Origin of the sequence: Variovorax sp. Root434, assembly GCF_001426595.1 — a bacterium.
Taxonomy (GTDB): Bacteria; Pseudomonadota; Gammaproteobacteria; order Burkholderiales; family Burkholderiaceae_C; genus Variovorax.
The window spans coordinates 61,095-73,902 of record NZ_LMEK01000025.1; the positions used below are offsets into that span (position 1 = coordinate 61,095).

Below are 12,808 nucleotides of genomic sequence, written 5' to 3' on the forward strand. Positions count from 1 at the left end.
GGTAGAGAGCCTGAACGTTCACAACCTGCGATAGAAAAATCGAGAATCACAACAATATGGGTGTCAATTCCACAGTCGTATTCGCGGACTTGACGGGGAGTACGAGAGTCTTCGAGGCCATGGGGAATGCGCGGGCCACGGAAACGGTGACGCGGCTGACGCAATGGATCGGCGGCGTGTGCCAGGCGCATGGCGGCCGGGTGGTGAAGTCGCTCGGAGACGGCGTGTTCGCCATCTTCTCCAGCGGTGCTGCCGCCACGCACGCCGTCGTCGAGCTGCAGCGCTATCACCAGAAGCGGCTGCTCGCGTGGCCTGTGCCGTTGCGCATGGCGCTGCAGATCGGCGTGGCCAGCGGCGAGGTGGTCGAGGTCGAGGGCGACTGCTACGGCGACGCCGTCAACCTGGCCTCGCGCCTGAGCGACCTGGCCGGCCCCGGCCAGATCTGGGTGACCGATGCGGTCATCTCGCAATTGCGCGAAGGTACGGTGCAGCACCGCGACCTGGGCCTCATCAACATCCGAGGCCGCAGCGAGATGTCGGTGGTGCACCGGATCGACTGGCAGGAGGAGGTGACGAGCTTCCTCACGGTGCCTGCGGCGCTCGCTCCGCTGCGGATGCCCGACTCCACCTTCGGCCAGATCGAACTGGCCTGGCTCGACGTTCGTTCGATGTTCCGTACCGAAGAACTCCCGATCCACCTCGGCCGCGTCAACGACGCCCAGTTCGTGGTCAACGATCCCCGCGTCTCGCGGCTGCATGCACGCATCGAGTTGCGACAGGGCAGCTGCGTGCTGATCGACGTCAGCACCTACGGCACCTGGGTGCGCTTCCACGGCAACGGCGGACCGAGCACCGAGATCGCCCTGCGGCGCGAGGAATGCGTGCTGCACGGGCGCGGCGAGATCGGGCTGGGCGCGCCGCTCAGCGATGTCAGCGCGCCGACCATCGCCTTCAACACGAACAGCGGCGATGTGATGCTGTCGCGCCGGGAGATCGCGCGTTGACGCTGCACGCGTGACATTGCCAGCCGTCTACAGCCCTCGGCCCGGCTGCAGCTACTACGGCCCCGCCAGTCGCGCTGGCATGCCAATTTTGTTTCAGGAAGTGACTAAAAAGTCACATTGATACACATTAATGTGGCGGCGGCGCTGGCTTCTGGATGTCCGCCAGCCTGTTTCCCGCAGGGCATGCCGCTTGCCTTGGATCGCTCGGTCGGCGCCGATACGCCGGAGGAGCGAGGATCATGGTGGAACAGTTCGAGGCCGGCTGCGCAAGCCCGGTCGACGAAGCGATGTGCATCGCCGCGGCGCCGGCACATGTGGCGGCAGCGGCAACCGATGAAACAAGGTCGGACGTCCCGCCGCGGCCCCTGAAGGCCGCAGCCGCGTTCTCCATGGCCGCCGCGTTGGCCGCATGCGGTGGCGGCGGAGGCGGCGCTGGGGGCCCCGGCTTTCCCATTGGCGGCGGTCTCGGCGCAGGTCCGGGCGCCAGTCCGGGCGCTGACCCGGGCGCCGTTCCGGGCGCGGCACCCGACACCGGCCCCTATCACTATCCCCAGGCCCGGAGCGACGCGGAGGCCGCGCGCTTCCTGCTGCAAGCCCAGTTCTCCGCCTCCGACAGCGAGATCGCCGCCGTGCGCGCCAAGGGCTACATGCCGTGGCTCAGCGAGCAGTTCGGTGCGGCCAGCGAGCCTGACGCCTGGGACTGGGTCAACGGCAAGACTTACGGGGCCGTCGACACCGACGCCATGATCTGGCGCCAGCTCATGACCGCGGCCGACCCGGTGCGCAAGCGCATGGCGCTCGCGCTCAGCGAGATCTTCGTGGTCTCCGGCACCGACATCGGCTCGAGCTGGCCCACCGCCATGATGGCCCAGTACTGGGACATGCTCGTGAGCGGCGTCACCGGCAACTTCCGCCAGCTGCTGGAAGACGTGACGCTCAACCCCGCGATGGGCTTCTACCTCAATACCCGCGGCAACCGGAAGGAAAATGCCTCGGGCCGGCAGCCCGACGAGAACTACGCCCGCGAAGTCATGCAGCTCATGACCATCGGCCTGTACCAGCTCGAAGGCGACGGCACGCTGAAGACCGGCCCCGACGGCCTGCCCATCGAAACCTACGTGCAGAGCGACGTGTCGAACCTCGCACGCGTCTTCACCGGCTACGACCTCGACATCCGATCCGCAGAGCGCAACGCCTTCCGCCCGCCCGACGCGAGCTACACCATCGAGACCAATGCCTGGACCACGCGGCCGATGGCCTACACGGCGGGCAACCATTCGATGCTCGAAGCGCGCTTCCTCGGTGCCACGGTGCCCGCCGGCACGCCAGGCCCGGCGGCATTGAAGATCGCGCTCGACACGCTCTTCAATCACCCGAACGTCGGCCCCTTCATCGGCCGGCAGCTGATCCAGCGGCTGGTCACGAGCAACCCCAGCGCGGCCTACGTCAGGCGCGTGGCCGACACCTTTGCCAACAACGGCGCTGGCGTGCGCGGAGACATGAAGAGCGTGTTCGCGGCCGTGCTGCTCGATGACGAGGCGCGCGGCCCCGCCGGCCTTTCCGACCCGAACTTCGGCCGCCTGCGCGAACCGATGCTGCGGCTCGTGCAATGGGGCCGCAGCTTCGGCATCGGTTCGGCCGATGACACCTGGGAGATCGGCAACACCTCCGACCCGAGCCAGAGCCTCGGCCAGAGCCCGCTGCGCTCTCCCTCTGTGTTCAATTACTTCCGCCCCGGCTATGTACCGCCCTCGACCGCCATCGCCAGCAACAAGCTGGTGGCGCCCGAATTCCAGCTGGTCAACGAGACCAGCGTAGGCGGCTATCTCAACTTCATGCAGAACGTGCTTCAGGGCGGCTTCAACGGCAAGGACGTGGTGGCGAACTACGCGGTCGAAAAGGCGCTGGCGCTCGACCCCGCCGCACTGGTGCTGCGGCTCGACCTGCTGCTCACCGGCAACCAGCTTTCGGCCGCCACCGTGGCGTTGATCACCGACGCGCTGGGCAAGCCGCCACTGGCGAACCCCGCCACCGACGCCCGCAGGCTCGACCTCGTCTGTGCCGGCGTGCTGCTGGTGATGGGCTCGCCCGAATATCTCGTCCAGAAATAAGAAGCCGGAGCCGACCGACCATGCACCTGATCCATCCTGCCCTGCACACGCGCCGCGCCTTCCTGCGCCGCACGGGCCAGCTCGCGATCGCCGGCACCGCGCTGCCATTCGCGCTCAACCTCGCTGCCATGGGCGAAGCCGCCGCGCAGGCTGCGCCCGGCGACGACTACAAGGCGCTGGTCTGCGTCTTTTTATTCGGCGGCAACGACTACGCCAACACCCTCGTCAACTACGACGCCGACAGCTACGCGAAGTACAGCGCTATTCGCGGCGCCATCGCGCTGCCGTTCGATGCGGCGCTCGCGGCCACCGAACTCAAGCCCGCCGTCTCGCTCGCCAACGGACGCAAGTACGCGCTGAACCCGGCGATGACCAGGCTCGCCACGCTGTTCGACGAAGGCAAGATGGCCGTTCAGCTCAACGTCGGCCCGCTCGTCAAGCCGCTCACGCGGGCGCAGTTCGAAAGCCCGAACCGCAAGGCCTTCCCGATCCCGCCCAAGCTGTTCTCGCACAACGACCAGCAATCGGTCTGGCAGTCGTCCTCGCCCGAAGGCTCCACCATCGGCTGGGGCGGCAACCTCGGTGACCTGATGCTGGGCGGCCAGCGCAACGCGTCGCTCTTCACCTGCATCTCGGTGGCTGGCAACACGGTATTCCTGTCGGGCGACGAGGCGCTGCAGTATCAGGTCGGCACGCGCGGCGCGGTGCGCATCAACAGCGTGAGCGCCACCACCGGCAGCGTCTATGGCTCCTCGGCCGTCAAGGCGGCCATGCAGCAACTCGCGCAGCAGGCGCGCAGCCACACGCTGGAGAACGAATACAACAAGGTCACCACGCGCGCGGTAGAGGCCGAAGGCAAGGTATTCGCGGCCATCCAGCCCGACGATCTGAGTGGCAACTTCCCCAGCGGCAACAACCTGGCCGACCAGCTCAAGATGGTGGCGCGCCTGATCCGCGGACGTACCGCGCTGGGCGTGCGGCGGCAGGTGTTCTTCGTCTCGATGGGTGGCTGCGACCTGCACGACGACCTCGACACGAAGCAGGGTGGTCTGATGCAGCGGCTGTCCGATGCAATGACCGCGTTCCAGCGGCAGATGGAAGCGCTCCACCTCGCCGACAAGGTGACGGCCTTCACCGCCTCCGATTTCGGCCGCACGCTGTCGAGCAACGGCAATGGTTCCGACCACGGCTGGGGCAGCCATCACTTCGTGGTCGGCGGCGCGGTGAAGGGAAAGGCGCTGTACGGCACACCGCCGCCGGTGAGCGTGGGCAACACCACCGGCGACGACGACCAGTGGCACGTTGGCCAGGGCCGGCTGCTGCCGACCACCTCGGTCGACCAGTACGCGGCTACGCTGGCCAAATGGTTCGGCGTGCCCGACGCGGAGCTCGACGGCATCCTGCCCAACCTGAAGAACTTCAACAACGTGACTGCGCCGAGTGGCATCAGCTATCCGCGCGATATGGGATTCATGGCATGAACGAAATGAGCAGCATGGGTGCCATCGGTGGCCTCAACGGCATGGAAGGTGGGGCCAGCGTGAATTTCAGCGCGGAACACCCCGCGAATGAGTCCACCCCGATGCGCAGCAAGGGGGTGACGCACGTGCGTCCCTTCACCCGCGTCGAGGCCGCCATCGCGGCAGTGGAGTCGCTGGACCGCGAACTGAAGAAATTCGAACTCGCGGTGGCCGACAGCCTGCAGGACTACCTTGGCGTGCAGATGGCACAGATCACCGACTGCGCGCTGGCACGCGGCTGGGAGCCGGTCAGCTTCATGCAGAAGGACGGATTCCGCGTTTACCGCTATGAGGCCATGCCCGCCTACAAGGGGCGCCGCAAGAAGCGTTGAGGCGCCGCCGCAGAGCCGAACGTTCAGGCGTTGGCCGTCGTGTCGAAGACGGTCAGCGTGCCAAGCACACCGCGCGTCTCGAGCACGGCCAGCTGGCGCGCCACTGCCGCGACGAAGCGCGGTTCGCCGCCAAGCTCGCCGAAGACTGGCGAGAACCCCGCGAAGAAGGCCACGCGCTCCTGCACCGACGGTGCCGCGTTGGCTTGCACGAGCCGTTGGGCCAGTGCTTCGGCGAGAGGGTCTTGTATGTCGTGCGTGGCACCGGTCTCGTCCACGCCGCGCAGGTAGTGAATCCATGCGGCGATGGCGAGCGCGAGCCGGTCGATGGGCTGTCTGGCAGCGAGCCGGTCGCGCACCGTGCCGAGCAGGCGCTGCGGCAGCTTCTGCGAGCCGTCCATCGCGATCTGCTTCGTCTGGTGCTGCAGCGCGGGATTCGAGAAGCGCTGCAGCAGCCGCGCGCGATAGCTGTCCAGGTCGAGGCCCTGCATGGCCGGCAGCGTGGGGGCGATCTCTTCGCGCATCAACGCGTCGATGAAGTTGCGCAAGGCCGGCTCCGCCATCGCGCGGTCCACCGTGCGAAAGCCCGCCATCGCACCCAGGTAGGCGAGCGCCGAATGGCTGCCGTTGACCATGCGCAGCTTCAGCCGCTCGAAGGGTTCCGCATGTTCGACGAAGCGCGCGCCTCCCGCGGCCCAGTCGGGGCGCCCGTTGGCGAAGCGGTCTTCCACCACCCATTCGAGAAAGGGCTCGCCGATCACCGGCCATGCATCTTCGGCACCGAGGCGCGCGGAGATGCGTTCGCAATCGGCGTCGGTGGTGCGCGGCACGATGCGATCGACCATCGAATTGGGGAAGCTGCAGTGCGCGTCGATCCAGCTGTGCAATGCCTCGTCGACCTGCTGCGCAAAGGCCAGCACGATGCCGCGCAGCGTGTCGCCGTTCGCGGGCAGGTTGTCGCACGACAGCAGCGTCACGGGCGGCAGCCCGCGCTGGCGGCGCAGGTTCAGCGCGTGCACGACGAAGCCGGGCATCGTGCGCGGCGCTTTCGGGTGCGCGAGGTCGTGCACGATGCTGGCGTCGTCCAGCCGCAGCGCGCCGGTGGCCGGGTCGTGGTGGTAGCCCTTCTCGGTGATCGTCAGGGTGACGATGCGCGTGTCCGGATGGGCGAGGCGTTCGAGCACGGCCTGCGGGTCTTCCGGCCCCACGAGCACGTCGAGCAGGTTGCCCACCACCTGCAGCGCCTCGCGCGGGCTGCCGTCGTCGGCCGCATCGCGCAGTGCCAGCGTGTAGAGGCCGCCTTGCGGCTGCAGCGCATCGCGCGTGTCGGCCGCGCGCAGCGACACGCCCACCGTGCCCCAGCGCAGGTCGCCGCTGGCATGCAGCGCGGCCTCGTTGACGATCGCGAGGTGCGCGCGATGGAAGGCGCCCACGCCGAGGTGGACGATGCCGGCCCGCAGCGCGTCGCGGTCATAGCGCGGCTTCGCGACGTCGATGGGCAGCGAGGGCAGGGTGTCGGGATTCAGGTGTGGCACGGCGCTTTCCCCGCTCACCAGTTCCACAGCGTGCCGTCGTGCTGCAGCCGGTTCACCGGGAGGTAGGCGCGCTGGTACGGGTACTTGGCGGCGAGCTTCTCGTCGATGTCCACGCCGTGGCCCGGCGCCTCGCCCGGATGCAGCATGCCGTTGGCGAAGCTGTAAGCGTGCGGGAACACCGCGTCGGTCTCGTCGGTGTGGCGCATGTATTCCTGGATGCCGAAGTTCGGCACCCACATGTCGAAGTGCAGCGCCGCGCCCATACAGGCCGGCGAAAGGTCGGTCGCGCCGTGGCAGCCCGTGCGCACCTGGTAGAGCGAAGCCAGGTCGGCGATGCGGCGCAGCTGGGTGATGCCGCCCGCATGGACCACCGTGGTGCGGATGAAGTCGATCAGCTGGTTCTCGATCAGGTCCTTGCAGTCCCAGATGCTGTTGAAGATCTCGCCCACGGCCAGCGGCGTGGTCGTGTGCTGGCGGATGAGCCTGAAGGCCTCCTGGTTCTCGGCCGGCGTGGCGTCTTCCATCCAGAACAGGTTGAAGGGCTCGAGCGACTTGCCCAGCCGCCCGGCCTCGATGGGCGTCAGGCGGTGGTGCACGTCGTGCAGCAGGTGGATGTCGGGGCCGACGGCGCTGCGCACTGCGTCGAACAGCTTCGGCGTGTGCTCCAGGTACTTGGCGGTCGACCAGTCGTGCTCGCTGGGCAGGTCGGCGTCGGCCGGCTCGTAGAACATGGTGCCGCGGCCCACGCCGTACACCTTTTCCAGGCCCGGCACGCCGCTCTGCGCGCGAATGGCGAGGTAGCCTTCGTCCTTGTAGCGAAGCACCTCGTCCACTGTCTGTTCGATGTCGCGGCCGTTGGCGTGGCCGTACACCATCACGCCGGTGCGGCTCTTGCCGCCGAGCAGCTGGTACAGCGGCATGTTCGCGGCCTTGGCCTTGATGTCCCACAGCGCGGTGTCGACCGCGGCGATGGCGGTCATGGTGACCGGGCCGCGGCGCCAGTAGGCGCCCTTGTAGAGGTACTGCCAGATGTCTTCGATCTGGTGCGCGTCGCGCCCGATCAGGCAGGGGATGACGTGCTCGGTGAGGTAGGCCGCCACGGCCAGCTCGCGCCCGTTGAGCGTGGCATCGCCGATGCCGGTGAGGCCCTCGTCGGTTTCGATCTTGAGGGTGACGAAGTTGCGCCCGGGGCTGCAGACGATGACGCGTGCGTTGGTGATTTTCATGATGCGTGGCTTCAGGGGGTGTGTGGTTCAGCCGTTCCAGCCGAGGTGACCGAGGAAGTCGCGGGTGCGCTCCACCGTCGGGTTGTCGAAGATCTGCGTGGGCGGGCCCTGTTCGATGATGGCGCCGGCCTCGAACACCACCACCCAGTCGGCCACGCGCCGCGCGAAGCCCATCTCGTGGGTCACCACGATCATGGTCATGCCTTCCTGCGCGAGCTTCTGCATCACGCTCAGCACTTCGCCGACGGTCTCGGGGTCGAGCGCCGAGGTGGGCTCGTCGAACAGCATCACCTCGGGCTCCATCGCCAGCGCGCGGGCAATGGCCACGCGCTGCTGCTGGCCGCCCGAGAGGTTGGCCGGGAAGTTGCCGGCCTTGTTCGCCAGGCCCACCTTTTCCAGCAGCACCATCGCGCGGGCGCGGGCCTTGTCCTCGGGCATGCCCAGCACGGTGACCGGGCCCATCGCCACGTTGTCGAGCGCCGACTTGTGCGGGAACAGTTCGAAGCTCTGGAACACCATGCCCATGCGCTGGCGCACCTTGCGCACCTGCGACTCCTGCGAGGGCAGCGCCACGCCATCCACCAGCACGCGCCCGCCGTCGATGGTTTCCAGCGCGTTGGTGCAGCGAAGCAGCGTGGACTTGCCCGAGCCCGAGGGGCCGATCAGGCACATCACCTCGCCCTTGTGCACCTGCAGCGACACGCCGCGCAGCGCCACGAAGTCGCCGTACAGCTTGCGGACGTTCTCGTACACCAGCACGGGCGGCTGGTCGGCGTTCTTGCGCGCCGGGGAAAGAGCGGTTGGGGTGGTTGCGTTCATTCCTTGACTCCGTATTTGCGGTGGATCCAGTCCACCAGCTTGGCTTGCGGGTAGCCCATGAGCCAGTAGATGACGGCCATGGCGGTGAGCATTTCCAGCACGCGGAAGGTCTGCGCGCGAATCTGCATCGAGGTGTAGGCCAGCTCGCTGACGGCGATGACCGAGACCAGCGAGGTGTCCTTGAACAGCGAGATCCAGGTGCTCGCGATCACCGGCAGGATGCGGCGCGCGGCCTGCGGGATCACCACCTTGAACATCGCCTGGCGTCGCGACATGCCCATGGCGAGCGCGGCCTCCATCTGGCCCTTGCGGATCGAGTTGATGCCTGCGCGGAAGGTCTCGGCGTTGTAGGCCGCGACGTTCAGCACGAGCGCCACGAGCGCGGTGGTGATGGCCGAGAACTGCACGTCGAAGGCCATGGGCATCACGTAGAAGGCCCAGTAGATGATGAGGATCAGCGGCAGGTTGCGGAAGAACTCCACGAAGCCGAGCGAAACCGACTGCAGCAGCTTGTTGGGCGACAGGCGCATCAGCGCGAGCACGATGCCGCCGGGCACCGCCAGCAGCATCGTGAGCACGGTCAGGCCCACGGTGAGGGCGGCGCCTTCGAGCAGCGCGGCCCGGTGCGTCCAGATCACGGACCAATCGAATGTCATGGCTGTGTCTTTCCTAGGAGCGGCCGAGGTGCGCGAAGCGGCGATAGAGCCGGTCCACGCCCCGCGTCACGGGAAACAGGATGCAGAAGTACGCCACCATCACCGCGGTGAACACCTCCACCGGCCGGTAACTCTGGCCGGCCACGGTCTCGGCGCGGTGCATCAGCTCGGGCACCGCGATCACGGTGGCGATGGCCGTGTCCTTGATCGCGATGGTGAGGATCGAGCCGAAGGCCGGCAGCATCCGCACGATGGCCTGCGGCAGCAGCACCTTGCGCAAAATTTGCGCGCGCGACATGCCCAGCGCCAGCGCGGCGCGCGTCTGGCCCGGCCGGATCGACTCGATGCCGGCGCGGATCACCTCCGCTGCGTAGGCCGCGATGTGCAGCGTGAGCGCGACCAGCGCCGCCCAGAATGGCGGGAAGGTCACGTTCGCGATGATCGGAAACGCGAAGTAGATCCAGATCAGCACCACCAGCACCGGAATGGCGCGCATCGAGTCGATGTAGAAGACCAGCAGCGACCGCAGCCAGCGCGGGCCGTACAGGCGCAGCAGCGCAATCACGAGCCCGGCCAGCAGGCTCGTGGCCGCGCTGACGATGCTCAGCAGCACGGTCATGCCCAGGCCGCTGGCGAAGAAGCGCCAGTTGTCCGCGATCGGCGAGAAATCGAAGTTCATGGGAAGAACCCCCGTGAGGTGATGAAGGGAAGGGCGGGCGCGTTCTTCAGAACGTGACCATCACCTTCATGGCGCGCTGCCGGTCGGCGGCCAGCGCAAAGGCCTCGTGCACGCGCGACACCGGCAGTGCGTCGGTCAGCAGCGGCGACACGTCGAGCACGCCGCGGCTCAGGTAGTCGACCGCCCATGCGTACTCGCCGATGAAGCGGAAGGTGCCCACGTAGGTGAGGCTTTTCACCATGACCTGGTTGAACGGGCAGCCCTCGCTGCTGCCGTTGAGTGTGCCCACCTGCACGACGGTGCCGCGCGGGCGCGTGAGGCGGATGCAGTTGGCCAGCCCCGCGTAGTTGCCCGACACCTCGAAGCTCACGTCGACCTGGCCCTTGCCCTCGGCCAGCGCGTCCAGCGCCGCCGGGTCCTTCGCGGCGTTGATGGTCTGCGTGGCGCCCACGCGGGTGCAGGCGGCCAGCGTCTGGTCCTGGATGTCCACCGCGATCAGCCGGCTCGCGCCCGCCAGCTTCGCGGCCATGAGGATCAGCGCCCCGATGGGGCCGGTGCCGATCACCATCACCGTCTTGCCCAGCAGCGAGCCGGCCTCCTGCACCGCATGCAGCGCCACCGCCAGCGGCTCGCCGAAGGCTGCCAGCTCGAACGACAGGCCGTCGGGTACGGGCACGCACTGGCTCGCTTCCACCACCACCTGCTCGCGCATCGCGCCCTGCATGTGGGGCCACTTGCTCGCGCTGCCGAAGAAGTGCACGTTCTCGCAGTGGTTGGAAGCGCCCATGCGGCAGAAGCGGCAGTGGCCGCAGGTGCGCGAGGGGTTGAGCGCCACGCGGTCGCCGGCGCGCACACAGGTCACTTGCGCGCCTACTTCCAGCACCTGGCCCGAGGCTTCGTGGCCCGGCGTGAGCGGGGCGCGGATCAGGAAGTCGCCGACGCGGCCGTGCTGGTAGTAGTGCAGGTCGGAGCCGCAGATGCCCACGGCCTTGACGCCGACGCGCACTTGCGTGGGCGAGAGCGTTTCAGTGGGTACGTCTTCCACGCGCAGGTCGCGGGCACCGTGGATCTGGCAATTCAACATGTTGAAGGTCTTGAAATGATGGGCAAGGGAGTCCCCGCGGGCCGCGCCGATGGCGGCGGCCCGAAAGGCTTCGATGGGGGGTGGAGGAAGCGCCCGAAGGCGCTCGACTTACTTGAGGTTCTGCGTCATGCGCCGCTCTTCCGCGGTCAGCGCGGGCTGCATGCGCTGCGCCACCGAGCGCAGCCAGTCGAGGTACACCTGCTGCTCCTTGGCCACGCCCATGCCGGACTGGATCTCGAAGATCTTGCTGTCCTGGCAGTCGTTTTCCTTCGGGAATGCGGCCAGCCCCTTCACCTTCTTGCTGATGTTGGGCCACAGCATGCGGTTGAGCGGCGCCACGTCGGAGCGCCCGGCCACCACTTCCTCGATGGGTGCGACCGAGCCCGAATTGGCCACCCCGCGCAGCTTGGCCTTCGGGAACTGCTGGCGCACCAGCGGCTCTTCGCCGGCACCCGAGAAATAGGCGATGGTGACCTCGGGCCTGTTGAAGTCCTCGAGCGTCTTCGCGCCGGTGAACTTCGGGTTGTCGGCGCGGCCGAACATGCACACGCCGGTGCTGGAGAAGGTGACGAAGTCGATGATCTTCGCGCGCTCGGCCGTCTGGTTCAGCGGGCCGATCATGATGTCCATCTGGTTGGCCACCAGCGCCGGCACCTTGGTTTCGTGGCTCACCGCCACCGGCATCATCTTCACGCCGAGCAGCTTGGCGAATTCCTTGCCCAGCATCCACGACGGGCCGGCCCAGTCTTCGCCGTCGCCGCTGGTGTTCTGCACCAGCCAGGGCGGGTTGTTGACCACGCCGACTCGCAGCACGCCGGCCTTGCGGATGGCGTCGATGCGGGGACTGGCACCCGGCGCGGGCGGGGTCTGCGCCAGGGCCGTCGAGCCAAGGGCCGCGAGTGCCGCAGCGAACACGGCACCGCGCGATGCGCGCGCCAGGAAGGTCTTGATCTTCGTCATGCTGTCTGTCTCCTGATATTGCTGGGATTCATGCTCACTTGAGCGTACCGACGATGCGGGCCTCGTCCGCGTCGAGGCGCGCTTTCTGCGCCTTGGCGACCTCGCGCAGCCAGTTCAGGTACGCCGGCTGGTTCTTGTCCACCGCGAGCCCGACGGGCGAGGCCTTCTCGGTGCTCGACTGGCAGTTGTTGTCCTTCGGCAGCACGGCGAGTCCCTTGACCTTCTGCTGCAGGCCGACCCATGGCACGCGGTTGATCGGCGCAGCATCGGCGCGGCGCGCCATGATTTCCTCGATGGGGGCGGTGGCGCCCGAGCTGGCGACGGCGCGCAGCTTCGCCTTCGGGAAGCGCTCCTTGACCCAGCCTTCCTCGGCGCCGCCGGTGAAATAGGCGATCGTCACGTCGGGCTGGTTGAGGTCGTCCACCGAGGCGGCCTTGGCCAGCTTCGCGTTGTCGGCGCGACCGAACATGCACACGCTGGTGGCGGAGTAGATGACGAAGTCGACCACCTTGAGCCGTTCGGGCGTTTCGCCCAGGGGGCTGATGGTCATGTCGACCTGGTTGGCCGCGAGCACCGGCACCTTGGTTTCGTGCGACACCGGCACGGTGCGCAGCTTCACGCCGAGCTGCCGCGCATATTCGTTGGCCAGCAGCCAGGCCGGGCCGCTCCACGGCTCGCCCTGGCCGGTGGTGTTTTCCATCAGCCAGGGTGCGTTCTGCAGCACGCCCACGCGCAGTTCGCCTGCCTTGCGGATGGCGTCGATGCGTGGGCTGGCGCCGGGCGCCGGCTGGGCGGACGCGCCACCCGCGGTAGCGGCCAGCAATGTCAGGGCGAAGCAATGCGCGGCGATGCGGCATCGCCGAAGGACTGTCGATCTCATGGTCT

Annotated in this window: 12 protein-coding genes; 4 read left to right on the plus strand and 8 right to left on the minus strand. The window is 67.7% G+C overall.

Annotated elements, in window-relative coordinates; translation table 11 throughout:
* Positions 1–56 precede the first annotated feature (56 nt).
* The 4 genes from ASD05_RS21255 to ASD05_RS21270 all read left to right on the plus strand — a co-directional run bounded on the left by ASD05_RS21255 (position 57) and on the right by ASD05_RS21270 (position 4,967).
* Positions 57–1,004, plus strand: a complete 948-nt coding sequence (locus ASD05_RS21255; protein WP_007832214.1) for an adenylate/guanylate cyclase domain-containing protein — start codon at positions 57–59, stop codon at positions 1,002–1,004.
* A gap of 239 nt (positions 1,005–1,243) precedes the next feature.
* Positions 1,244–3,115 carry a DUF1800 domain-containing protein gene (locus ASD05_RS21260; RefSeq protein WP_056596756.1) on the plus strand — a complete coding sequence of 624 codons (1,872 nt, stop codon included), beginning with the start codon at positions 1,244–1,246 and terminating at the stop codon, positions 3,113–3,115.
* 20 nt (positions 3,116–3,135) lie between these two features.
* Entirely contained in the window at positions 3,136–4,596 is a 1,461-nt protein-coding gene (locus ASD05_RS21265; protein ID WP_056596759.1) for a DUF1501 domain-containing protein, read from the plus strand.
* The gene (locus ASD05_RS21270; protein WP_056596763.1) at positions 4,593–4,967 is read left to right on the plus strand and encodes a hypothetical protein; all 375 of its coding nucleotides are present in this window, start codon (positions 4,593–4,595) and stop codon (positions 4,965–4,967) included. The genes ASD05_RS21265 and ASD05_RS21270 overlap by 4 nt, the downstream gene beginning before the upstream one ends.
* 23 nt (positions 4,968–4,990) lie before the next feature.
* On the opposite strand, the gene ASD05_RS21275 is transcribed toward ASD05_RS21270, so the two are convergent.
* The 8 genes from ASD05_RS21275 to ASD05_RS21310 form a co-directional block, all read right to left on the minus strand.
* Complete coding sequence (locus ASD05_RS21275) at positions 4,991–6,499, minus strand: mannitol dehydrogenase family protein (RefSeq protein ID WP_157610194.1); 1,509 nt, start codon at positions 6,497–6,499, stop codon at positions 4,991–4,993.
* Positions 6,500–6,513: 14 nt separating this feature from the next.
* On the minus strand, positions 6,514–7,725 hold the full coding sequence (gene manD / locus ASD05_RS21280) for a D-mannonate dehydratase ManD (RefSeq protein ID WP_056596768.1): 1,212 nt from the start codon (positions 7,723–7,725) through the stop codon (positions 6,514–6,516).
* A 27-nt stretch (positions 7,726–7,752) separates the two neighbouring features.
* Positions 7,753–8,544: an amino acid ABC transporter ATP-binding protein gene (locus ASD05_RS21285; RefSeq protein ID WP_082572215.1), complete on the minus strand. Its 792-nt coding sequence runs from the start codon at positions 8,542–8,544 to the stop codon at positions 7,753–7,755.
* Positions 8,541–9,200, minus strand: coding sequence for an amino acid ABC transporter permease (locus tag ASD05_RS21290; protein WP_056596773.1), 660 nt, complete (start codon positions 9,198–9,200; stop codon positions 8,541–8,543). Before ASD05_RS21290 ends, ASD05_RS21285 begins: the two co-directional genes overlap by 4 nt.
* Positions 9,201–9,213: 13 nt before the next feature.
* The gene (locus ASD05_RS21295; protein WP_056596775.1) at positions 9,214–9,879 is read right to left on the minus strand and encodes an amino acid ABC transporter permease; all 666 of its coding nucleotides are present in this window, start codon (positions 9,877–9,879) and stop codon (positions 9,214–9,216) included.
* 46 nt (positions 9,880–9,925) lie between these two features.
* Positions 9,926–10,963: an L-idonate 5-dehydrogenase gene (locus ASD05_RS21300; protein WP_056596776.1), complete on the minus strand. Its 1,038-nt coding sequence runs from the start codon at positions 10,961–10,963 to the stop codon at positions 9,926–9,928.
* A 108-nt stretch (positions 10,964–11,071) separates the two neighbouring features.
* Positions 11,072–11,923, minus strand: coding sequence for a transporter substrate-binding domain-containing protein (locus tag ASD05_RS21305; protein ID WP_056596778.1), 852 nt, complete (start codon positions 11,921–11,923; stop codon positions 11,072–11,074).
* Between the two features lie 34 nt (positions 11,924–11,957).
* The gene (locus tag ASD05_RS21310) at positions 11,958–12,803 is read right to left on the minus strand and encodes a substrate-binding periplasmic protein (protein ID WP_056596781.1); all 846 of its coding nucleotides are present in this window, start codon (positions 12,801–12,803) and stop codon (positions 11,958–11,960) included.
* Between the last annotated feature and the right edge of the window lie 5 nt (positions 12,804–12,808).